This window comes from Gottfriedia acidiceleris, from assembly GCF_050457485.1.
Lineage (GTDB): Bacteria > Bacillota > Bacilli > Bacillales > Bacillaceae_G > Gottfriedia > Gottfriedia acidiceleris_D.
Window position 1 is genome coordinate 362,185 of record NZ_JBCMJM010000008.1, and the last position, 23,513, is coordinate 385,697.

The window sequence follows — 23,513 nt, forward strand, 5'->3', positions numbered from 1 at the left end:
AATACCTATGTATAGGAAATCAAAGTTCTGAGAAGAACATTCATTAGTTAAGCATGATTCTTATAAATGAGATTAAAAATACGCTTGCTGCTATAATAAATAAATTTTTCTTTAATGGTTTGTTTTTTACTTTTAAACCATTGACCAAAATTGATATACCTAATATAAAAATTAAATATGGCAATAAGTTTATAAAAAGAGTAGTAAAATATCCATATATAATAATCACAAGTACTAATAAAAAAGTTATCATGGCTAAATTTCTAACCATATTTCAGCCTCCTAATAAAATAATATTGTACTTTTTAATTTTAACTAGGATTGATAGGATTTAAATTTTGCGAAACTTTATCAATCTAAAATTTTTATATGAATATGAGAATCTCACTAATAATCTAAGTACCTGGCATATCAATTCACTGAAATACCTTATATTATTAAATAGTTACTCTCAATAAAATAAACTAAAAAAGTCCCAAGTAAATTGATTTTACAAGGGACTTTTATTTTTATGAAATTATTAATTTATGCTTCTACAACATCTACAACATTAGCTTGCTGATAAACTTCTTTTTCGAATTCTCCTGTAGCCTTACTTGTTAGGATACCTGATGTCATTGCGCCACTGACGTTTAGAGCTGTACGGCCCATGTCAATTAGTGGTTCAACTGAGATTAGTAACCCAACGATTGCGATTGGAAGATTCATAACTGATAGTACGATAAGAGCTGCAAATGTTGCTCCTCCACCGACACCAGCTACACCGAATGAACTGATTGCTACGATTAAAATTAGAGAGATAATAAATGATGCACTTGTTGGATCAACACCAGCTGATGGAGCTACCATTACAGCTAGCATTGCTGGGTAGATACCAGCACATCCATTTTGACCGATTGAAAGTCCAAACGAACCTGCGAAGTTTGCAATTCCTTCTGAAACACCAAAATCTTTTGTTTGTGTTTTGATTGTCATTGGTAATGTTCCAGCACTTGTACGTGATGTAAATGCAAATGATAAAGTTGGTAAGGCTTTTTTCACATATCTTACTGGGCTTAGTTTTGCAAATGATAATAATAATAAATGCACAATAAACATTACGATTAAAGCTACATAAGACGCTATTACAAACTTACCTAGTTTTACAATTGCATCATAATCACTTGTTGCTGCTACTTTTGTAATGATTGCTAAGATTCCATAAGGTGTTAAACGAAGAATTAACGATACGACTCTCATCGTTATTGTATAAAGTGTATCAATTATTTTAGCAAAAAACTCTGCAGTTTCAGGCTCTTTACGTTTTACTCCTAGGTAGGCAATTCCAATAATTGCTGCAAAGATTACAACTGCAATTGTAGATGTTGCACGTGCACCAGTTAAATCTAAAAATGGATTACTTGGAATTAATTCAAGGATTTGTTTCGGAATTGTCATCGCTTCTACAGTTGGCACACGTCCTTGTAATTCTGTAATTCTAGCAGTCTCTGCAGCACCTGCTGATATTTTGAATCCATCAAGTCCAAATCCTAAAGCGGATCCAATTCCAATAGCTGCTGAAATAGCTGTTGTACCAAGTAGAATCCCAATAACAAGGACACTAATTTTACCAATATTTTTAGTTAATTTTAATTTTGTAAACGCTCCGACAATCGAAACGAATACAAGCGGCATAACTATCATTTGTAATAGTTTTACATAACCGCTACCAACGATGCTAAACCAGTCGATTGTTCCGACTGTAACGTCATGTTCAGTTCCATAGATTAGATGAATAATATAACCAAAAATAAGACCTAAACCTAAACCAGCGAATACACGCTTTGAAAAAGATACATGCTTCTTTTGCATAAAATACAAGCCATACATAAGTACTAATAAGATAACAACATTTACGCAGATAAGAAATGTATTCATTTTTCTCCCCCTTTTCTTTTAATAATTTAATTTACGAAAATATTAATACAAGTATTCCTATAAATCAAGTAGGAATTGTTATATTTTTGTAAAATTCCTACTTTTTTATCATTTAGATACAATTTATCTAGAAATCTATTACTACTTCATTAATAGCGCTTCACCATTTTCGTCAAATGCATGCTTAAAATCAAAAGCAGTAGGAGTGGGGCCATTTTGAATATAATAGTCATATCTTTTAAAGGCCTCTTCCCACGAAACATTGCATTGTTTCTCGGTCCACCATACAACATATGAAAGATGTTTCTCTTTATAAGATTCCATCCATTTACTTCGATCTTTCAACGCTTGCTTATGGTGTCCTGAGTACGTAAAACGATATAAGGATTCTAGATTCTTCCATACCGTTAGTGTAAGTATAGGATAACCGTCCCCCTTACTAGCTTCCTTAGGGAGAGCGATTCCATCAGATGAAAACGCATCAATCATGTGTCCTGATTTTGTAGCCTGACGAAAGACGTCATTTCCTACAGAAAAAAATTGACGAGAGGCAGAGTGGTCATATGGGTGTTTTAGCCTACCAACTGTATAGATTGCAACAAAAGCCATAAATAGTCCTCCATAGACAGGTTTTATTAAATTTATATTCAAGTAAGCTTTTATTTCATAACTAATTCTTTTTTTCAATATTTTTATATTTTGTAGAGAATTGGATTAAGTCATACACTTTGTGGTCTTTATTGAATATCGAATTCAGTGTTCTGTTGACAACAAAAAAAGACAATCAACTAGGATTTCTCCCATTTGATTGTCTTTTAATCATACGATTCTAGTTAATTCCTAATTGCGTTTTAACAAGATCGATTGTTGTACCTTGATATTTCTTAACTGGTTTTGGAGCATCTGTTACGGTTGGATTTTTCATCATATAGTTTTGCTCAATGAAGGCAAAATCTTTTTCATCCGTTGTACCGTCGAAATTAATATCTGTTGCACGATTAGTTGTACCCCAGTTTGATTTCATCGCGATTGCATCCTTTACATCAATGACATCATCATTATTGACGTCTCCAGCAATTAGACTAATACCACCAATTAATTTTGCTTCTCCAAGTACACCATTTTCGGTAGTTTTTCCAATCGTAAAGATCGCTTTCGTTGTGAAGTGACCTGGTACAGCCATTTCAACTGTAAATGGTTTATCTGACAATGGAAGATTGAATACTTCAAAAAACGCCTCAGGATGAACAGTAACATTCGTATAAACATTATTTTGATCATCCATTACTTTGATTTTAGCTCCAATTTTTGAGTAATCGTAAGGAGCAATCTGCATTCCTTGTGGTGTAAAGTAACCTTCAGGAATTAATTTTGCAGCCATTTGTGAAAACGTAGGTAATACTCTGAACGACTTCATAAATCCAGGTGCACTTTCTGTTGTACCAGATTTATTTGTAACACTTGCTTTTAGGTCTTGAAGTTCATACCAGCCCTTGTTAAAGTTATCACTCTTAGCTTTTACTTGAATATCAAGAAGTGGTACTTCACCAGAAACTGGCTTTGTTAACTCCACTGTTACTTTCATATGTTTTCCACTCGTTGAATTTGATTCTTCAGTTGTTACTGAGCTAATTTGACTTTTTGTTTGTGAGTTTTTCAATACATCCACAATTTCAAAGTTGTACGGCGCATAGTCAAATTCAAATGATACTTTATTTGTTTTATTTAAGTTATGTGCAGATAGAGTAGTTGAAACTGTTTCGCCCGTTTTAATCGTTTCTTTATTCAAGCTACCTGTTACATATGGACTACCTTTTTTAACAAAAAGCGTTTCATTCATTCTTCCAAAATCGCCATTTGACGCGGAGTCCATCGCAAATGAGTAATATCTTGTAAAATTAGCGTTTGGATTTAATTTAACTTCACCTTTGTAGTTACCATTTTCGTCAACAGTTAATTCTTCTGAAGGTGATGCAACCCATCCGTATGGGCCCATAAATGTATCATAATAACCTACAACTGAGTTATATGACTGATCGATATCAAATCCCATTGTCTTCATATCTTCAATATCTTTATCAAACACTTTCCCTGAAAACGGAATTGATTGTTGACCATCTTCATATTCGTAAACTCCGAATGGTAGACTATGTTGAACAGTCGGATTATTGTCCTCGATATAGACTTTTGTTTCGGAAGTAAAGGTCTTTCCTTGATCATTTCGTCCAATAAATTTAATTTTATATAATCCTGGTTTTGCTTGCACATACTTGTAAACTAGTGGACTATTTGGATCTGCAGAGAACGGAATATAAGTTCCACCAAATCCGTTCGCCACGCGATACAGAACGTTTTCGTCTGCAGCGATTCCATCTAATGTTCCAATAATTCCAAGGTCTTCATTCGTTTTTGTATCTGTCAGTACTACGTCGATATAACGCATATGAGACTTCAATTGGAAGTATAGATCTGTACGTGGTCTCGTAAATGGGTGATTGTCATACGTATTACTAGTTAATGCATACGGAAATGCTCCAAGTTCTTCAATACCTTCCTCTACAAAACGTGCTGCAAACGGAATCTGATATGTTTCATCTGGATTTTGTTTATTCGTGTAAACAATATATCCTTCGTATGTCCCTTTTTCAGCATTTGCTGGAATATCAATAAATACTGCATGTTTCTTTTGTTGGCCTGGCTTAACCTTTAGCTCTGAATCTACTGTTATCTTTACATTATTAGCAACAGCATCTTTTGATATTCTTGAAGACTGGTAGACTACTTTTACATCAAATGTTTTCGTTTCCTTGCTATCATTTCTTAATACTACATTACGATGATCTTCTCTATTTACCCCTGTTGAAGTAAATGTTCCAAAGCTAATTGCTCCTGTCGTTTCCTTAATCGTTTTCATTTTATTGCCAATCATTGTGTCAGTAGTATCTAGTACCTCTAAATTTGCTCCAGCATGTACTGCTTCATATGCATCTACACGCCCTGCACCAACTTCATAAACACTATATTTATCGTTCAGTGGATCTGCAGTATTCATTAAGTTAGCTTTTACATCTAAAGGTGTATAATCCGGATGAGCTTGTAAAATTAAAGCTGCTATACCAGCTACATGCGGACTTGCCATTGATGTTCCAGATAAACGTGCATAAGCATGTTTATAGTCACCAAGAGATGCACTACCTGCGAAATGTGTTGGCACTGTAGAAAGAATATCTACTCCTGGTGCAGTCACTTCAGGTTTAATATCATACGTTACACGTGCAGGACCACGTGAACTAAACGGAGCAAGTTTGTCCCCTTCTGTCTTAACTTCACCTAATTTTTCAACTGAATAGGAAGTATCGCCTGCTTTTACTTTTTGTAATAAATCTAGTCCTTGGGCATTTGTTAAAGCGAATGTAGGAATATTTGCAACACCTTCACCTAAATAGTTCGGAACATATCCTTCTTTCGGATCATTATTGTAGATAAATAGTGCCGCTACTCCTTTTAGCTTTGCAAATTTGATTTTGTCATTTAATGTAATGCTACCACGCTGAACCAATGCAATTTTCCCTTTAACGTCCTTACCATTATAATCAGCAAAAGCTCCATAACCTGTATCTACTACCGGTAAGTTTTGTCCAACAAAGCTTTGAATTTGGTCTGTAAAACTCTTCGCCATTAAGCGAATGTCTGAAGCCGTTTTTCCAGTACTTGTTTGAACCGAACCTTTAAGTTCTGCAATCGTAGTCGGTACACTGCTTGCCCCAACAGCTAATCCTAATGGTGCATTTCCTGGTGTTCCAACCGTATACATAGCGTTTCCAGCATTTCCAGCTGCTAATACAGCTGTAACACCTGACAATACCGCGTTATTTATTGCAAAGGCAATTGGATTCATTGGATCATTGTAATCAGATCCGAGTGATAGATTGATTACATCCATTCCATCACTTACAGCTCGATCGATTCCTGCGATAATTGCCTCAGATGATCCTCTTCCGTATGGACCAAGTACGCGATACACATATAAATCAGCGCCAGGAGCAATTCCCGTAACTGAATATTCAGAGTCAGCTGTCCCTTGACCAACGATTGTTCCAGAAACGTGAGTTCCGTGTACCGTGTAATATGTTGCCCCTGCATTAACTTCTAGCTTTTTTGATTTTTTCCAATCATCATAGGTTGCTTCCATAGGATCATTATCATTATCGACAAAATCATACCCACCTTTATAAGCAGCTTTAATATCTGGGTGATTGTAGTCAACTCCTGTATCGATTACCCCTACTTTTACTCCTTTACCTGTATATCCTTCTTCATGAAGCTTGTCCACTCCTAAAAATGGATTTACATCTCCTTCTGGAAAATCAGCACCAGTTTCAGTACTTTCTTGTTCAACAGGAGGATCAACTGTTATTTCTTTACTTTCCCATACAGCTTTAACAGCTTTTGATTGCATTAATGCCTCCACTTTATTGGCAGGAATTTGCATCGATACACCATTAAATGCATGCTTATACTTTTGTTTAATCGTGTATGGTGTTTTATTTTTATCATTTTTAAAAATGGTTGATAAATCCTTTTGGAAATTTGAATGAGAATATTCAACTTGTTGATTTGCCTGTGATACGCTTAATGATTTACCTTCAGCTTTCGCAGACATGACAGCAGTTTTAGATGGTAATGTTTTAAACTGAACGATTACTGTAATATTCTCATCACTGTTCAAATTAACATCCGGACTGATTTGAAGACCAGATTGATCGCTCATTTTTAATTGCGTTAAAGCTTTTCTTTGCTCTGGCGTAAGCTTAGATAAAATGGATTCCGTATTCATTGCAGCTTGTACATTAACTGGTTTGATTCCAGATGACGATACAAAGCTTCCAGCAATCAAACTAGTTCCTATAGCAAGTGCAGTAACTGATTTCGTAATGTTTTTTCTCATCTCGTTCTCCCTTTTCTTTTAAGTAAGCAATGATAAAACAATTTGTTACAGTTTCAACTTCCATAGACTGTCTTTTATTACTGAATGTTAAGTGTCTTAAGTACACTTTCTAAATTTTGACCTTTATAATTCTTTTTCGGAGTCGGTGCATTCGGAGCTGTCGGATTTTTCATTAGATAATTTTTCTCTACAAATCCCATATCTGCTGCATCTACTTTTCCGTCAAAGTTAATATCAGCCTCACGTTTACTTGACCCCCAATACGTTTGGATATAAAGTGCATCAAGTACATCGATCGCATCGTCTTTGTTTACATCTCCAGCAATTGCAGTATTATATTTAAATAGCATGCGTTGCCCTATTAAACTACCATTGTCATTATCGCTAATCATGAAAGGTTTTCTTACAGTGAAATGACCAGGAATGTCCATGATGAATGTTAAAGGTTTATTTGTAATTGGGAGTTTTGATAGATTGAAAGATGGCTGTTTTGAAATGACAGCATTATAAGCAACTCCATTCACATCAACCGCCTTAATTGATCCACCAATCATTGTATGGTCAATACCAAAATAAGGAGTACCATTTCTCATTAGTCCTTCAGCCTTTACATCACCAAACGTCTCAGAATAGGTTGGAACCATCGAAACATAAAAACTTGCACTCGGCACTTGTAGTACATTATTAGAAGTATCTGTATAGGATGAAATTAAACTCGCAAGCATAGTAGGTTCTTTGATGAATTTATCGTCTCGAACTTTTAATGTAATATCTACTAATGGAATATTACCTGACGCATTTACTGCATCTGGTAATGTCGCAGTGACTTTCATGTTTCTTAATGTACCACTGTCAGCAATTTCCTGATTAATCGTAACATTACCGTATTTGCTTGCTTCTGGATTCGGCTTAACATCAATTAGATCAAAATAAGTTTTTAAATATTTAAAAGTAAACTCAGCTTTTTTTAGATCTTTTATGTTGTTCATCGATAATGTGTATTTAAATGTTTCACCCATTTTCACATCTTGTTGATCTGCTTGAGATTTTGCATATGCCGTCCCTTTTTTTACAAAGAAGTATTGTTTAGGGCTACGGTAATCCTTGTTTGTTGCTGCATCTAGTCCGTACATTTGCACTGGTAAAAGTGGTTTTGATTCGAGCATAGGAATGTCAACTGAGAAAGTCCCATCTCCATTTACAGGCATTGTTTTATAAGTTGCTTCATTGTAGCTATACATTAGCTTGTTAGCGGATTGAGTAAGATTCATCCCATTCGCATTCATATCAGCAATTTCTCCATCAAAGATTGACCCTTTTAGTTGGAATGTCTGCTGTCCAGGTTCGTATTCATATACTCCTTCAGGTTGATCGACTTTGACTGTTGGCTTTTCATTATCAATGTATACAGGTTGTTCTTTTACGTAAGTAGTACCATCATCTTCAGTTGAAACTAATTTGATTTTGTACGCCCCTGCTGGTGCCATGACAGATTCATCTGCAATAGGATTTTTGTCATCATCAGTCAGTGGATAGTATGTTCCATTAAATGCCTTTTGTAAGTAATAAGTTACGTTATCCATTAATGGGATACCGTCAATTTGGCCAATATATCCTAGCTCTTTATTTGTTTTTGCATCTTCTAAAACAAGATCGACATATCGCATATGAGATTTAAATTCAAACATAAGACTCGCATTATTATTTAGTGCTAAATGGAAGCTATCCGTTTCTGTTGTAAAGACATTTGGTGATACAACCATCCCATAGATTCCTTTTTCAACAAGGCGAACTGCGAAAGGTACTTGATAAACTTCATCCGGATTCGATTGATTTGTGTATGTAATATACCCTTCATACGTTCCGAGTGAAGCGCTTTTTGGAATAAAAATTGAAACAACAGTTTGCTTTTTAGAAGCTGCATTTATTTTAATTGTTTTATCGGTTACGATTCCTACTCCATTTGCATCTGCATCTTTAGATCCTAGTTGGTCCTTTTGAAACTCTACCTTTACATTAAAAGTTTTAGCTTGTTTACTATTGTTATAGATTGTAAGCGTTCGTTTATCTCCTACATTTTGACCATTTGGCGCCAATGTACCGAAACTAATCGCCCCTGTTTTTTCTTTAATTTGCTTTTCCTTATCGTTTTTAATTGTAGGTGTTTCAGCTGAAACTTGAACTTCAGCATCAGAATGAATTGCCTCATAAGGATCAACTCGTCCTGCTCCAACTTCATATACACTGTATGCATCTTTTAATGGATCAGCCGTATTCATTAAAATGGTTTTTATATCAGCTGGTGTGTAATTCGGATTTTTTTGAAGTAATAAAGCAGCAATACCAGCTACATGAGGTGTTGCCATTGATGTTCCTGATAGTTGTTGGTAAGCGTAATTATAGTTTCCAATATAATTCGGACCATTTATATAAGATGGAACCGTTGAAAGGATTTGTACACCTGGTGCTGTTATTTCTGGCTTAATATCATAGGTCACTTTTGTTGGACCCCTTGAACTGAAAGCTGCTAAATGATCTCCTTCAGATAAAACTACTTCTTTTACATCATCAAAAGAGAAGGAAGCCTCTCCAACTTGTTTTAATTGGTTATAAATTGCAGTTCCTTCCTGTTTTGGTATGAAAAAAGTAGGAAGATAATTAGGATTTTTACCTAAAGAACCTAAAGAGCTGTAAGTTTGATCAGGATCATAAAGAATAACAGCTTTTGCACCATATTTTTTTGCAGTTGCAATTTTTGTACTTACATTTGCATAAAAAATATTCGTCAAGACAATTTTTCCAGCAACGTTTTTGCCTGCATAATTTGCTTCAAGTCCCTTATCTACATCAACAATTTGTAGCGTTTGTCCTTTAAAATCAGCAATAGGATGGTCAAAATCCTCTGCATTGATCTCCATCATAGAAGCAGGTAAATCACCTGTATTCGAATGCAGTCTTCCTTTTGGCTGTAATGCTGTTGTGCGAACATCGCTTGCCCCAACAGTTAATGCAAGAGCCGCTGCTCCTGGAGAACCAACAGTATATGAATTGCTTCCTGCATTTCCTGCGGCAACGACTGCCGTCACACCTTGTAGTACCGCATTATTAATCGCAACACTTGTCACAAACAGTGGGTCATTGTAATTAGTTCCAAGTGATAAATTTATTACATCCATACCATCTTGAACTGCTTTATCAATCCCTGCCATGATAGCATCTAGTGTTCCTGACCCATATGGCCCTAAAGCACGATACATATATAAGTCTGCATCAGGCGCAACACCTACTAATGCATTCGGTGAGTTGTTTTTCCCTCTAGCCGCAATCGTCCCAGATACGTGTGTACCATGTTCAGTGTAATAAGTATTTCCGCCACTTGACCCCGGTTTCCCAGCTTTCACCCAATCATCGTACGAAGTTTCCATTGGATCAGCGTCATTATCTACAAAATCATATCCACCTTTAAAGGCATCTTTTAAGTCAGGATGATTATAGTCAATACCTGTATCAATTATGCCCACTTTGACTCCTTTACCTGTGTATCCTTCATCGTGAAGCTTATCAATTCCCAAAAATGGCATGCTATTTGGCATTTTTGCATTGGAATTGTATGATTCATTTGTACTATTTGACTTCATTTCCACAGGCGGATCTATATGTACTTCACTGTCACTCCAAACTGCTTTTACAGTATTTGATTTCAACAATGATTTAACTTGGTTCGCAGGAAGCGTCATCGAAACACCATTAAAGGCTGTTTTATATGAACGTTTAATTTTAAATGTCTTTTGTTTCAAAATCTTACTTGCATCTTTTTCGAAATTTTCATGTGAATCCACAACTAATTGATTAGCATTTGATGAAGATAAGCTTTCACCTTGAAGCTGAGACTCAAGCATCGCAATCTTAGATGGTTTTGTCTTGAATTCAACGATGACAGAGATTGGTTTATCAGATTCTAAATTGACATCCGATGAAATTTGTAATCCAGTTTGATCGCTTGTTTGAAGTTGCTTTAAAGCTTGTCTCTGAGCTGGAGTAAGTTTTGATAATACTTGCTCAATTGATGAAGTAGTTTGAGCATGTACATTGGAAACAGCAGATATCGGTACAAATGTACTGCAAATTAGCCCCATACTTAGCGTCAATGGAGTGATACGATTGGTAATCTTCTTTCTCATCCTTCTCTTCCCTTCAATTAGATAGTCTTACGCGTTTTATTATAAAAAGACTTTATGGAATTTTACTATTTTGAAAATTCTGTCAAATAAACAAAAAATGTCTCCTTATGTTGTTTAATGACAAGAAAGACGAGTTTATTAATACGGCCGTGAACTTCGTTGTTATATGGGCTATTACTCGTAGCCCTCCTTTTCATGGTCAATTTCTTGCTCGGGATCGTCATAATCGTCACTAAAAATAGTAGAATATGAGTGCAATTCACGGAGAAACACAAAAAACCACAAGGAATAATTACCTTGTGGATATTGTTCTATTTAGACTATCAAGTTATCTACTTAGTATTTGTATGTATTTTCGTTCATGCTCCGAATTAATTTTATGTCTATAATTCCAGTACATCAAAAGGCACTTTCCATACCCTTTCGATACACCTAGTTCTATTGCGGTAATGGCAACATCCAAGATTTCATGTATTCCTTCAGTAATTTTATTTCTTGCACACTGATATAAAGCGTGTGAATAACGGAATTTCAAATGCATTTGCTGCCTAAATGGCTCTTTACTTTTAGCCAATTCTTCAAAGATATGAACATATCGATTTAACAAAAATTCAACATCTTTAATTCGCCCAAGTTTTATATAAACTTCTAAAATCTTAGGTAAACCAACAAATATATCTTCCCTATCTTCTAACCAGTCAAGGTACGTGTCCACATATTCATATTGTTCAAATTCTAAGTATGCGATAAATCTATTTCCATCAGCTAAGTCTCTGTAATATTCATTAACTTTTGAATAGCGATCTATAATACATAAAACCTCTTCCAATGAGCCACCTAGACGAAGCAATGCAAAACCTTGATAAAGAAGTGCTCTACCATAATAGTCTCCGCCTTTGGAATATTTCTCCAATGTTTTTGCATAATACATTACCTTTTTCCAATTCTGGCGGATATAGCAAGTAGCCATAATCCATAAATAAGTTGATAATTGAAACTCCTTAGTCAAATTTGTTAAATGTCTCAAAACATGTACTTCAGCATCATGCCCTTTTTCCGTTATCCTGACTATACAATATTTTCTATAATAACTTTTCGCCAACTGAATTGAATTATGTTCAGGCAAACTCTCAATAATGCAATCATAAAGCGGTAATGCCTCCCATACTTTTTTCTCTTCAAAAAGCTTTTCTGCAACTAAAAAAATAATATTTAAATTCTTCTTAAGAATCACTTTCTGACTTTCATCTAAAACTTTACTAAAAATAATAGTAAGTTGATCTTTATATCCAAAAAAACCACATTTATATAAAAATTCCATACTTCTTCGTTTATCTAATACCCCATTTTCGTTAAAACATTCTTCAATATAATCTAAATATAAGGTACCTTCGTTCAGATTTAAAGCTGCAGTAATGCCATCTAAATTACGTAAAGAAAGTGTTTGTTTATGATTTAAAATACGGCTAATTTCGGTCAAATGAATACTAGAACTTCTCGCTAATTGAGTTAGATTCATGTTTCTTTCTTTCATATGATCCATTATCTTGTGGAACAATTTAAGATTCAACTGACTACCTTCTTTCTAGCATGAGTTTGAAAATCTATTATGTACTTCGATAAAATTTAAAATTCTTAAAATTCTACTATATTAATTAGAAATCTCTAATGGAGAACTGTCAAGGTGGCATATGTACTAATCTAGCAATTGCATGTGACATTAATCATAGAAGTGCATATTCAATAAAATTTTTACAAAGTTTCATAAAAAAATTAAAAACGACTACCCTTAATTAGGACAGCCGTTTTTTCATTCAGTCTGAAAATATTAACTTATTAATTGATAAACATTGAAAATTACCCAAATAAAAATCACTAACCAAATCATCAAAATGAATGATCCGACTATCCAATTTTTAGGTTTACCGTTTTTCATCATTTCTTCTGCTTTCATTTCACAGTCAACTATTACATTACCCGGTATAAGCTTTAAAGAGATATAAATACCTAAAGGAATGAGAATTACATCGTCTAAATAGCCTAAAATTGGAATGAAATCAGGAATTAAATCTATCGGACTAAAAGCATATGCTACTACACAAACTATGAATACTTTTGCATACCACGGAACACGTTCATCCCTGCAAGCAAAATAAAGTGTGAAGATTTGTCGCTTTAAATTCTTCGCCCATATTTTTAGTTTTTTAAGCATTTTATCTCCTAAAATTGCGTTTACTTTAACTCATTATATCAAAGCGTTTTATCTATAATGTAAAAAGAGTCGCGAAATTTAAAACAAATGTTTTACTACTAAATCTTGAGCAAAAATATAAACAAGCCATCCTATAATGCCAAGTCCGATTGAAGCAACTAAATGAAATGAGTGCTGAAGCGCTACTCCTATAATTAATAACATAACTACCGTACCCGGAATCCCAAGTACAACACCATACGCAAATTTACTTAAAGTTTGTACTTGTTCGCCCTGAACATTTAGCCAAATTAAACTTAATAGACTAACAATAGGTAATGCCGCAATCAATCCACCCTGTGTAGGGAATCGGCGTGCTATTTCAGTTATAACTCCGATTATAATTGCTGAAGTAAATATTTTAATAATCGAGTACATTTTGAGCCCTCTCTTTCATTAAATTAAAGGCTTTCAAAATCGTTTCTCTTTCTTGTTCTGTCATCTGTTCAAAAAGAAGCTGTTGAAGCTTTTCTTCATTTAAACTTGAGTTTTGTAACAATACTTCTTTCCCTAAATCAGTCAGCATTAGGATTACTTTTCGTTGATCAATCTCACCACGAGTTTTATAAACATATTCTTTTTCTAGTAAACGTTTAACATGTTCTGACGCTGTATTGTGAGAGACTTTAATTCCTTCAGCAATATCTTTTATTCCTACTTCAGCTTCTTTATCGATAATTTGTAAAATCCGAACACTTTGGTGCGTAATATTTTCTTTATGCTTATACCGTAAAAGATAGTAAATATCAGTCCATAATTGGTTCAGTTGTTTTATTTCTTTATCCATTTCTATTCTCCTTGTATCGCATAATACGATTATATCTTATAGATAGATTATATCTTATAATACGATAGATGTAAAATGGAAAGTCAGGAGATAAAAATGAGGGTGTGCCAAAAGTCTAATGGATTTAGTAGAGTTTGCAAATAAGTCTTAATGAATCGCAAATTAGAAGTTTATCTGAGCAAATAAATGATCCCAAATTAAAATAAACTATTTTACATTAAAAAAGAGACGTCCTTCTGTCAGTTAACCTGACTTATGGAGAGTCCCTTTCAAAATCCATATATACTATCTTAAATCGAAATAGGTGGCAATGTAGTTCCTGTTTCAAGCAAGCTTTTTAAATTACTTAAAATTGCTGGCCAGCCGTTATTTAATCCTTCAAACGTGTCATCACGATCTACTAAATCAGTAGGCTCTAGATTTTCATGTTTCAACGTTAATCTAACTGTCGACTCTAATTCTTTCAACACAAATGTAACGATTGATGGTTCTTTACGATTCGTCGGATCGTTTGTGTGATTCCATGTAAATGAAAGTAAACGATTTGGTTCACATTTCAAAATAGTTCCGTAGTCTGTAACCTCTCCATTACGTAAATAAGAAACACTTGATCCTACTTGCCAATCAGATTCAATTGCAGTTCCGAAAAAGTATTTTTCAGTAAATTGAGTACTTGTTAAAGCTTCCCATAGTTTTTCGGGTGTAGTTGCGATGTATGTAACATAAACAAATTGTGGTTTATTCATTATTGATCCTCCTCAAGTTCATTTTTCAAATCACTCAATGCCTCTAAGCGACCATGATCGTACTTGTACATCCATCGCTTGGAAATTTCACCAATTGGTACAGGATTTAGATAATGGAGTTTATTTCGACCATGCCATTCTATTACAACAAGATTTGCTTCTTCTAGTAATACTAGGTGTTTTGTGACTGCTTGTCTACTCATATCAAGATGTTGACTTAATTCACTTAATGTTTGTCCGTTATTTATAAATAACTCATCAAGCAATTTTCTACGGCTTGAATCGGCAAGTGCTTTAAAAACTTTATCGATTTTATTCACCTTCCCATTACATATATAATAAGCAACTAATTAGTTGCATGTCAAGTTCACTAAGTTCCTTTTTGAAATTAATAATTTATTCTCTTTATTGAACAAAATTCATTTTTCTAAACAAAAAAATAGCCGCATTAGCGACTGAATTATCATTTATTAACTTTCTAACTTTTTTTCATTTTTCCCTTTTTTCACTTCCTCAAATTGCTCGTCTTCCAAATCTTCTTGGTTATCACGCGTAACTTTTGCAACCATAAATGAAGATACAATAATTCCAATAGCTCCCATTAAATAATATCCCTTTACATACAATGGTTCTTCTAAATGGTAAAGTCCAATAAAAGTTAGAACACTAAAAATAGAGAAAGATGCCCAAGCTAAAAACGTAAAATATGGAGTATTTCTCCTTCTTTTTTTCAACTTTTTTCCCCCCTATTTTTTAGGTATTACTATTTTAATAATTTTCAATAATTGTTAGAACATAAAACAGATACCAATATTTGGAAGATTTATCAAAAACAAAAAAAGAGAAATCGCCGAAACAATTTCTCTTTTTTTATTTTATTAACTCGCAAGATCATTCGAAGGTCTATCAGTTTGTCCTCGTTTCCCAGGTTTAACAAAAATCATTGCAACCATTCCTAATGTTACTGCGATTGATGCTGCGATAAACATTGCACTATATCCATGTTTTGCTACTAAGGTACCTGTTAAGGTTGGTGCAATAATTGTAGCTAAGTTTGCGATGAAATGTGTTACGCCACCGAATGTTCCAGCTTTTTTAGGTTCCGTATCTAATACTACTGTCCAATAAATTGAGTTTGGTAAATAGTTAAATGCATTACCAATACACATTAAGATTAGGACTGCTGTAGCACTGTGAACTGTTGGAATCAGCATGAAACAAATTGCTGTAAAGAATAATGAAATAACTGTGAACCAAGATCTAGCAATACGTAAATTCCCTGTTTTTCTAAGAAGTGAATCTGATATTTTCCCGCCTAGTAATCCTGTAAAAATAGCTCCAATCCATGGAATCATCCCAACGAATCCTAGTGATGCTAATGAAAACCCGAATTCATCTTGTAAATATTTTGGCGTCCAAGTAAGTAATAATATATTTACATATAAAAAGGCAAAATAACCAATTGCATTCATTACTAGATTAGGATTTTTGAAAAAATAATACCATGGTGTAGATTCTTGTTCACTTTTTCCACTAACCGGATTATTCAAACGGATTAACTCAAGTTCTTGTTTTGTGACGTTTGGATTTTCTTCTGGCAGGTTTGTAAATACTTTAGACCAAATAAATGCCCAAATTAAACCAACTACCCCAAGAATAATAAATGTCACTTTCCAACTTGCAACTGATAATAGAGCAACTACGATTGGTGCAGTAATCAGTGCTCCTACTGGTGTACCTACTAAACCAAGGGCAACTGCAAACCCTCTTTCTTTCGGAGAAACCCAGTTAGCCATTGTTTTATTCATTGTTGAGAGGGTAGGTCCTTCTGCAAGTCCAAATAATACTCGGAAAACTGCAAATCCAGCTAAAGCTGATCCACCAAATAAAGTCGCACCTAAATTACCAGCAAATACGGTGCCTAATTCAAATATTGACCAGGCAGTTGCCGCAAGTAACCACATAAATTTAGGACCTTTTTTGTCGGCGAAAGCCCCACCAAATAATGCTCCGAATATATACCCATACCCAAAGTAACCTAGGATTTCCCCCCAACTTATAGGACTTAATCCAAACTCTTTAATGATCTCTGCCTGTGCATATGCAATTGCACCTCGATCGATATAATTTACAATTGTGATCATAATGATCATAAAAATGATAAAGAATCTATAATTATTTTTCATTAAAGCTAGTTCCTCCTATTAAATTTATATCAGAAGGGACCCCCATTGATTTATCATTTTCTACTTTTACTTACACAATCTTTACGCCTTTTTTCCAAACAGATTTCACATGGTTAACACCAAATAAATATTGTAATTCTTGATAGTTTTTAACATTCCATAATATAATGTCCGCTTGTTTTCCAACTTCAAGTGAGCCGATTTGATCTTGGCGATTAATAGCACACGCAGCGTTGTATGTTGCTGCTGTTAAGCTTTCAGCTGGAGTAAGTCTCATTGAAATACAAGCTAAGTTCATTACAAGTGGCATGGAAGTTGTTGGTGAAGAACCTGGATTGCAGTCTGTTGAAATAGCTACAGCTACCCCTTCATCAACCATTTTTCTTCCTTTTGCAGCATCTTCACGTAAATAAAGTGCTGTTGCAGGAAGAAGACAAGCAATTGTTCCTGATTTAGCCATTGCAGCAATACCTTCATCAGAAGCTTTTAATAAATGCTCGGCTGAAATAGCTCCAACTTTTGCTGCTAATTCCGCTCCGCCATACGGTTCAATTTCATCAGCATGAATTTTTGGAATTAGATCATATTTCTTACCTGCTTCTAAAATTCGCTCTGATTGTTCTGGCGTAAATACACCCTTTTCGCAGAAAACGTCATTAAATTCAGCTAGTTTTTCTTCTGCGATGATTGGTAGCATGTCGTTAATTAAGTGATCAACAAATTCGTCTTCTCGTCCCTTAAACTCTTTCGGCACTGCATGAGCACCCATAAATGTAGGAACTAATTCAACTGCATGCATATATTTTAATTTTTTCATAACTCTTAACTGTTTTAGCTCGGTTTCTAAATCCATTCCATAACCGCTCTTACTTTCCACAGTTGTAACGCCATGTGCAATGAATGAATCTAGACGACGCATCGTTTGTGCCATCAATTCTTCTTCAGTCGCTTCACGAGTCATGCGGGCAGTCGCATGAATTCCGCCACCCGCATTCATAATATCCATATATGTTGCACCTTCAAGACGCATTTCAAATTCACGCTCTCGGCTTCCACCATACACAACATGTGTATGTGGATCCACTAGCCCAGGAGTAACAAGTTGGTTTGATGCATCAACTACTTCTGCTTCATGAATTTTTTCTGCATAGCGATCTTGAATTTCTTTTGTTGTACCAACAGCTTGGATAACTCCATCTTCAATCCATAAGCTACCGTCTTCAATTAAACCAAGCTCTGACATTGCTTCCTTTGAGCGAGGTCCTTTTATTTCAGATGCAAGCGTTGCTAATTGAGCTGCATTTTTAATCCAAATTGGTTTTGTCATTACTTATCAGTCCCTTTATCTAGCATTGGAATATTTACTCCTCTTTCACGAGCAGTTTGTTTAGCTAGCTCATAACCCGCATCAGCGTGACGAACTACACCCATTCCAGGGTCTGTTGTTAGTACGCGCTCAATACGTGCTTCTGCTTCTTTCGTACCATCTGCAACAATTACAACACCAGCATGTAAAGAGTAACCCATTCCTACTCCACCACCGTGGTGAACTGATACCCAAGTAGCTCCACCAACTGCATTAATCATTGCATTTAAGATTGGCCAGTCTGCTACTGCATCTGATCCATCCATCATGCTTTCAGTTTCACGATTTGGAGATGCTACAGAACCTGAATCTAGGTGGTCACGTCCAATTACGATTGGAGCTTTTAATTCACCACTTGCAACCATGTCATTTAAGATTTTACCGAAACGAGCGCGCTCTCCATAACCTAACCAGCAAATACGAGAAGGTAAGCCTTGGAATTGAACTTTTTCCTGAGCCATACGAATCCAATTACATAAATGCTCATTATCAGCAAATTCACGTAAAATAGCTTGGTCAGTTTTGTAAATATCTTCAGGATCACCTGATAATGCTACCCAACGGAAAGGTCCTTTACCTTCACAGAATTGTGGACGGATATAAGCTGGAACGAATCCTGGGAAATCAAATGCATTTTCTACTCCTTCATCCTTCGCAACTTGACGGATGTTATTACCGTAATCAAATGTCACAGATCCTTTTTCCATCATTTCAAGCATTGCTTTTACATGAGTTGCCATAGAAGCTTTTGAACGAGCAACATAAAGTTCTGGATTTGAAGCTCTTAATTCTGCAGCTTCTTCTAATGACATTCCTGATGGTGTATAACCGTTTAATGGATCATGCGCTGACGTTTGGTCAGTTAATACTTCTGGAATAAAGTTTCTAGCAATCATTTCTGGTAAAATATCAGCAGCATTTCCTACAAGTCCGATTGATAATGCTTTTCCTTCTTTTTTCGCTTCTTCAGCAAGACGAATTGCTTCATCTAATGAATCTGTTTTTACATCCGTATATCTAGTTTCGATACGACGATCGATTCTAGTTTCATCTACATCGATCCCGATACAAACTCCGCCATTCATTGTAACAGCAAGTGGTTGAGCTCCACCCATTCCACCTAGACCAGCAGTAACAGTAATTGTACCTGCAAGTGTGCCATTGAAATGTTGTTTTGCTAATTCAGCAAATGTTTCGTAAGTTCCTTGAACAATACCTTGAGAACCGATATAAATCCAGCTACCTGCTGTCATTTGACCGTACATCATTAAACCTTTTTTATCTAATTCATGGAAAGTATCCCAATTAGCAAAAGCAGGTACTATATTTGAGTTAGCAATTAAAACACGTGGTGCATCAGTATGAGATTTAAAAATCGCTACTGGTTTACCAGATTGAACTAATAGTGTTTCATCGTTTTCTAAATTCTTTAATGAATCAACAATCGCATCGAAGCACTCCCAGTTACGAGCTGCTTTACCAATTCCACCATATACAACAAGATCCTCTGGACGCTCTGCTACATCTGGATCTAAATTATTCATTAACATGCGAAGAACTGCTTCTTGTTGCCAACCTTTTGTATTTAATTCCGTACCTCTATATCTAACTACTTTATCGACTGTAACCGTATTCATAATTTAATACCCCCTTGATGTGATATTTTCAGTCTAACACGAATTTTCCGATATTTTATTATAAAATAGTGATTATTTTATATTTTATTTCACATCACTTAACTTTAATTTATATTTTTATAAACTATTTCATTTTCTATTAATTAATTAGTCTATTTTAAATGAAAACTATCACTATAATAAAAGGATAAAATAAGTGATGTTGAATAGATTAATTGATTAATTCGAAAGGCGGTATCTTCATGAAATCAGCTGTTTCCCCAATAGTTAGTAAAGTTAACTATGTTTTTATCCATGTTAAGGATCTAAAAAAATCAGTTAATTGGTATTGTAAACTCCTTGGTATTACGCTCGATAGAAGCCAGATTGAATCCCCAGTTTTCAACATCCAGTAACAGGTACTACTGGACTTACATTGGATGACCATACTTTTGTATCCTAATTTTAAGTTTGAACCTTCAATAAATGTGTTATTTAATTTCCACACTGAAGATATAGACGCTGCTTATAACTTTATGAAAAAAAATAATATTACAATCGTAAAAGAAATTGAACGCATTGGAGAATTTGCATATTTTAACTTTGAAGATTTGGATGGGAGTATATTAATGATCTGTACTAGTTAAAATGAGAGAATAGTCGAGGAAAATGTAAAATTCAAGCCTGAATCATCGATATAAATTCGACGACACAGGCCATTTTTAAGCATTTTTAAATAATTTACGGATCATTCTGATTTGGCCTCGGTGATTGATTTCGTCCTCAAATACATGAAACCATTTAAAATAATTTGTAGCTTTTGCTCTTCCAAACTCTGTCTGCTCATATAACCACTCATCTGAAAGTGTATTAAATTTTGCATAAGTTTCTTCTCGAACCGAGTTTAAAAGATTAATATAATAGTCTGCATCATTACCTTTAATCGTCTTTCTAGCATGATCATCTAAATCTAAACCAGGTAACCATTTCTCTTCTTCTTCCGAATTTAAATCTCGATTTTCAAATGTATTAAGTTGATACCAATACTCAACTCCTGCCATATGAGTTAATAACATTCCAATGGTATTACCTGTTGGGGTATGTAAATAATCTAACTCCTCCACTGTAATATCTTTAATAGCTTCCAAAGTTGTATATCTTACATAATTCATCATAGAAATTAATGTATTAAAATCTCCTTTTACACCATCTTGTTCTCCAACTAATAGTAAGTTGTTCCATTCGTACATAGTTGCAACCCCTTTCATTTTTTTCTACACAAAATTTAATTTTATAATAATTATTCAATAGAAAAAAGTTAATTATAATGCATCAGCATGAAGACGATGCTTTTTACAGCAATTACACTGAAATAAATAACCTTGTAAATTACCATCATTTTTTAAAGCATCTTTAAACTCCTGAATGGATAATCTATACTCTTCACATAACCTGTTTAGATCAGCCTCTAATTCATTTTCTAAATGCTGAACTTCTTCCCATCCAACATAATCAATAATCGAACAAAAATCTCCACAATGACTAAGCCAGTATTCTTGTTGCCACCCTACATAGCCAGGATTTCGATAAATTAATTCATCTACATATTCTTCACAATCTACTTCATCACATGATTCTATATCTTGAAATTCCCCATCATATTTTTGGGCAGCTGAACCATCTGCGATACCCCATGGACAAATTCCTTCAACATCTTCTTCTGAGAAAAATGGGCCTTCATAAACAAATTTCCGTTTCTGCTCGCATACAGGACAAACTGTAACTTCTTCAACTATGACACCTAATTTTATTGGATTTTGGATTGTATTTAAAAATTGGTAGTTTCACTATTTTACCGCCTTTTATCTTGTTAGTTTAACGCTCTAATTTTATTACGGATACATTATACTAATACGACAAAAAAAGACTACTATATCAATAGCAGTCAATTGGAGGTATACACTAGCGGCTTAAACAAATTCCTACAATCCTGATCGATAAACTAAAGGAGTACATCCCTCAAGTTGTTTGAACTTTGCATTAAAATATGATTGGTGAGAATAGCCAATTAATCTTGAAATTTCATCTAGTGGTAAGTCTGTTTCATCTAATAATCGTTTTGCTTCTCGAATTCGCACTTCATGGAGCGTCTCTCTAAACGAATGATTTGATTCGGCCGCAAAGCGACGGCTTAGTGTACTTTTATTAATTCGAAGTGCATCAGCACAATCCGTTAAACTCCATCCGGCATCCCAATAATTCGATTCAATTAACTCTCTTGTTTTCTCAACTAATGTACGATGGCCTTCTTGGGAAGAATCATGCCCTTGTAGCAACAGACTTGTTGTAAAATCAAGCAATTCTTGAACAATTTGATAGATGATTGGTCCATGTACAATTTTTTGGAAGATGTCATAATAAGTTCCTTCCCATGATGCATTTTGAAGATTATTTGACTTCATATATCTTCTTATTTGTGCAAGTACACTTGTTAATCGGATTCGAACAATTTCTGGATCTGGGTAAGGTTGCTGAAAGGTTAAAAATTCTCGTTCCATCCAGTCTCGAATCGCTTTTGCATCTCTTTTTTCTAGCATTTCAATCCAGTGGCGTTGCTCTAGAGGTGTAAGGAATGGATCCTTCTCTTGAAATGGCAATGGTTCGTTTTCAGCCAAAATAATATCATAACCTTCAAAGAAGATTCTCCGTGTTAACTGAAGTGTTTGCTCGAAAATATCTTTTAATGTTTCTTCCTGAGCTCCAACTTTCATTACGATCGCAAGAGGCTCATCCATCATTTCTTTCCAACGAGCAAGAAATGCATTATATTCGTCCTGCAATAACACTTCATCAACTTCGTGTACACATAAAATAAAGTCAGACCCTACGAATAAACGATTTTTCCCGGTAAAAGGATTTCGTTCTAATGCTTTATAGACAAGGGGTAGCGTCCCTGAATTGGGTGTCAAAAATGCAACCATCGTAATCGGGCCATCATACATTCGTTCATTCAAAAAAAGGTCAGGATAATCTATATTAAATGAGCTTATTTCTTCATTTAAGTTTCTAGTAAAGTATCGCTCTTTATTACGAATTTGATAGCGTAATTGTTGAATATGCTTAATTAAATCAGTAGGAGAAAATGGGCGAAAAAGTACATCTTCTGCACGATATTGTAATGCGAGATAGGCTGTTTGAAAAATTCGCTCGGATGAAATCCCTAACCAACGAATTGAAAATTTTTGGATTAATTCACCAAATCGTTCACCCTCATTTTTCCAATGATCCATATCAAATATGACTAGGTCAGACTGCTGCTTTTGAATAGCCTTTTCAAATTCACCCATCGTTTTCCAAGAAACAAGGTTAATACCAGTAAAGTGCGATTCCACGACCCACCGAATCCCTGAAGCTTCTAACTCATCCTTTGCGACTAAATGAATTTCCATCGTGTTACACCTTCACTTCTAACTTTTTCTATCATAATAGCAAATTTATTTTTTTTTGTAGAATAA

20 protein-coding genes are annotated in these 23,513 nt (G+C 34.7%); 2 read left to right on the top strand and 18 right to left on the bottom strand.

The genetic code is table 11. The annotated features are described in order from the left end of the window. Window positions 1-43: 43 nt before the first annotated feature. The 15 genes from ABEY15_RS10435 to hutU form a co-directional block, all read right to left on the bottom strand. The gene (locus tag ABEY15_RS10435; RefSeq protein ID WP_429890003.1) at window positions 44-271 is read right to left on the bottom strand and encodes a hypothetical protein; all 228 of its coding nucleotides are present in this window, start codon (window positions 269-271) and stop codon (window positions 44-46) included. Window positions 272-525: 254 nt separating this feature from the next. After that, entirely contained in the window at window positions 526-1,917 is a 1,392-nt protein-coding gene (locus ABEY15_RS10440) for an L-cystine transporter (protein WP_429890004.1), read from the bottom strand. 141 nt (window positions 1,918-2,058) lie between these two features. Beyond that, on the bottom strand, window positions 2,059-2,526 hold the full coding sequence (locus ABEY15_RS10445) for a DUF3291 domain-containing protein (RefSeq protein ID WP_429890006.1): 468 nt from the start codon (window positions 2,524-2,526) through the stop codon (window positions 2,059-2,061). A gap of 220 nt (window positions 2,527-2,746) precedes the next feature. Continuing rightward, the gene (locus ABEY15_RS10450) at window positions 2,747-6,865 is read right to left on the bottom strand and encodes a S8 family serine peptidase (protein ID WP_429890007.1); all 4,119 of its coding nucleotides are present in this window, start codon (window positions 6,863-6,865) and stop codon (window positions 2,747-2,749) included. Window positions 6,866-6,942: 77 nt separating this feature from the next. After that, a complete protein-coding gene (locus tag ABEY15_RS10455) occupies window positions 6,943-11,046 on the bottom strand; it encodes a S8 family serine peptidase (protein WP_429890009.1) in 4,104 nt (1,367 codons plus the stop codon). Window positions 11,047-11,374: 328 nt separating this feature from the next. After that, window positions 11,375-12,616 (bottom strand): helix-turn-helix domain-containing protein, encoded by a 1,242-nt coding sequence (locus ABEY15_RS10460; protein WP_429890011.1) that lies wholly within the window; start codon window positions 12,614-12,616, stop codon window positions 11,375-11,377. A gap of 258 nt (window positions 12,617-12,874) precedes the next feature. Next, on the bottom strand, window positions 12,875-13,258 hold the full coding sequence (locus ABEY15_RS10465) for a YkvA family protein (RefSeq protein ID WP_429890012.1): 384 nt from the start codon (window positions 13,256-13,258) through the stop codon (window positions 12,875-12,877). 78 nt (window positions 13,259-13,336) lie between these two features. After that, the gene (locus tag ABEY15_RS10470; RefSeq protein WP_429890013.1) at window positions 13,337-13,675 is read right to left on the bottom strand and encodes a DUF3147 family protein; all 339 of its coding nucleotides are present in this window, start codon (window positions 13,673-13,675) and stop codon (window positions 13,337-13,339) included. After that, the gene (locus tag ABEY15_RS10475) at window positions 13,659-14,084 is read right to left on the bottom strand and encodes a MarR family winged helix-turn-helix transcriptional regulator (RefSeq protein ID WP_429890014.1); all 426 of its coding nucleotides are present in this window, start codon (window positions 14,082-14,084) and stop codon (window positions 13,659-13,661) included. The genes ABEY15_RS10470 and ABEY15_RS10475 overlap by 17 nt, the downstream gene beginning before the upstream one ends. Window positions 14,085-14,374: 290 nt before the next feature. Further along, complete coding sequence (locus ABEY15_RS10480; RefSeq protein ID WP_429890015.1) at window positions 14,375-14,830, bottom strand: SRPBCC family protein; 456 nt, start codon at window positions 14,828-14,830, stop codon at window positions 14,375-14,377. Next, the gene (locus ABEY15_RS10485; RefSeq protein ID WP_429890016.1) at window positions 14,830-15,150 is read right to left on the bottom strand and encodes an ArsR/SmtB family transcription factor; all 321 of its coding nucleotides are present in this window, start codon (window positions 15,148-15,150) and stop codon (window positions 14,830-14,832) included. The genes ABEY15_RS10480 and ABEY15_RS10485 overlap by 1 nt, the downstream gene beginning before the upstream one ends. Before the next feature lie 150 nt (window positions 15,151-15,300). After that, complete coding sequence (locus ABEY15_RS10490; protein ID WP_429890017.1) at window positions 15,301-15,564, bottom strand: YiaA/YiaB family inner membrane protein; 264 nt, start codon at window positions 15,562-15,564, stop codon at window positions 15,301-15,303. A gap of 144 nt (window positions 15,565-15,708) precedes the next feature. Then, the gene (locus ABEY15_RS10495) at window positions 15,709-17,016 is read right to left on the bottom strand and encodes an MFS transporter (protein ID WP_429890018.1); all 1,308 of its coding nucleotides are present in this window, start codon (window positions 17,014-17,016) and stop codon (window positions 15,709-15,711) included. A 70-nt stretch (window positions 17,017-17,086) separates the two neighbouring features. Then, the gene (gene hutI / locus ABEY15_RS10500; protein WP_429890019.1) at window positions 17,087-18,343 is read right to left on the bottom strand and encodes an imidazolonepropionase; all 1,257 of its coding nucleotides are present in this window, start codon (window positions 18,341-18,343) and stop codon (window positions 17,087-17,089) included. Then, window positions 18,343-20,019: a urocanate hydratase gene (gene hutU / locus ABEY15_RS10505; protein WP_429890020.1), complete on the bottom strand. Its 1,677-nt coding sequence runs from the start codon at window positions 20,017-20,019 to the stop codon at window positions 18,343-18,345. The genes hutI and hutU overlap by 1 nt, the downstream gene beginning before the upstream one ends. Window positions 20,020-20,261: 242 nt before the next feature. Between hutU and ABEY15_RS10510 the strand changes: the two genes are divergently transcribed. Both ABEY15_RS10510 and ABEY15_RS10515 read left to right on the top strand, forming a co-directional pair. Further along, on the top strand, window positions 20,262-20,414 hold the full coding sequence (locus tag ABEY15_RS10510; RefSeq protein ID WP_429890021.1) for a VOC family protein: 153 nt from the start codon (window positions 20,262-20,264) through the stop codon (window positions 20,412-20,414). Between the two features lie 36 nt (window positions 20,415-20,450). After that, on the top strand, window positions 20,451-20,645 hold the full coding sequence (locus tag ABEY15_RS10515; protein ID WP_429890022.1) for a VOC family protein: 195 nt from the start codon (window positions 20,451-20,453) through the stop codon (window positions 20,643-20,645). A gap of 75 nt (window positions 20,646-20,720) precedes the next feature. On the opposite strand, the gene ABEY15_RS10520 is transcribed toward ABEY15_RS10515, so the two are convergent. The 3 genes from ABEY15_RS10520 to ABEY15_RS10530 all read right to left on the bottom strand — a co-directional run bounded on the left by ABEY15_RS10520 (window position 20,721) and on the right by ABEY15_RS10530 (window position 23,447). Then, window positions 20,721-21,248 carry a DinB family protein gene (locus ABEY15_RS10520; protein WP_429890023.1) on the bottom strand — a complete coding sequence of 176 codons (528 nt, stop codon included), beginning with the start codon at window positions 21,246-21,248 and terminating at the stop codon, window positions 20,721-20,723. A gap of 72 nt (window positions 21,249-21,320) precedes the next feature. Next, window positions 21,321-21,821 carry a CbrC family protein gene (locus ABEY15_RS10525; RefSeq protein ID WP_429890074.1) on the bottom strand — a complete coding sequence of 167 codons (501 nt, stop codon included), beginning with the start codon at window positions 21,819-21,821 and terminating at the stop codon, window positions 21,321-21,323. 159 nt (window positions 21,822-21,980) lie between these two features. Further along, window positions 21,981-23,447 carry a helix-turn-helix transcriptional regulator gene (locus tag ABEY15_RS10530; protein WP_429890024.1) on the bottom strand — a complete coding sequence of 489 codons (1,467 nt, stop codon included), beginning with the start codon at window positions 23,445-23,447 and terminating at the stop codon, window positions 21,981-21,983. Window positions 23,448-23,513 lie beyond the last annotated feature (66 nt).

Bases quoted from the DNA above. Each gene is read 5' to 3' on its own strand.
- ABEY15_RS10435 (WP_429890003.1), bottom strand. From the start codon at position 271: ATGGTTAGAAATTTAGCCATGATAACTTTTTTATTAGTACTTGTGATT.
- ABEY15_RS10440 (WP_429890004.1), bottom strand. From the start codon at position 1,917: ATGAATACATTTCTTATCTGCGTAAATGTTGTTATCTTATTAGTACTT.
- ABEY15_RS10445 (WP_429890006.1), bottom strand. From the start codon at position 2,526: ATGGCTTTTGTTGCAATCTATACAGTTGGTAGGCTAAAACACCCATAT.
- ABEY15_RS10450 (WP_429890007.1), bottom strand. From the start codon at position 6,865: ATGAGAAAAAACATTACGAAATCAGTTACTGCACTTGCTATAGGAACT.
- ABEY15_RS10455 (WP_429890009.1), bottom strand. From the start codon at position 11,046: ATGAGAAAGAAGATTACCAATCGTATCACTCCATTGACGCTAAGTATG.
- ABEY15_RS10465 (WP_429890012.1), bottom strand. From the start codon at position 13,258: ATGCTTAAAAAACTAAAAATATGGGCGAAGAATTTAAAGCGACAAATC.
- ABEY15_RS10470 (WP_429890013.1), bottom strand. From the start codon at position 13,675: ATGTACTCGATTATTAAAATATTTACTTCAGCAATTATAATCGGAGTT.
- ABEY15_RS10475 (WP_429890014.1), bottom strand. From the start codon at position 14,084: ATGGATAAAGAAATAAAACAACTGAACCAATTATGGACTGATATTTAC.
- ABEY15_RS10480 (WP_429890015.1), bottom strand. From the start codon at position 14,830: ATGAATAAACCACAATTTGTTTATGTTACATACATCGCAACTACACCC.
- ABEY15_RS10495 (WP_429890018.1), bottom strand. From the start codon at position 17,016: ATGAAAAATAATTATAGATTCTTTATCATTTTTATGATCATTATGATC.
- hutI (WP_429890019.1), bottom strand. From the start codon at position 18,343: ATGACAAAACCAATTTGGATTAAAAATGCAGCTCAATTAGCAACGCTT.
- hutU (WP_429890020.1), bottom strand. From the start codon at position 20,019: ATGAATACGGTTACAGTCGATAAAGTAGTTAGATATAGAGGTACGGAA.
- ABEY15_RS10510 (WP_429890021.1), top strand. From the start codon at position 20,262: ATGAAATCAGCTGTTTCCCCAATAGTTAGTAAAGTTAACTATGTTTTT.
- ABEY15_RS10520 (WP_429890023.1), bottom strand. From the start codon at position 21,248: ATGTACGAATGGAACAACTTACTATTAGTTGGAGAACAAGATGGTGTA.
- ABEY15_RS10530 (WP_429890024.1), bottom strand. From the start codon at position 23,447: ATGGAAATTCATTTAGTCGCAAAGGATGAGTTAGAAGCTTCAGGGATT.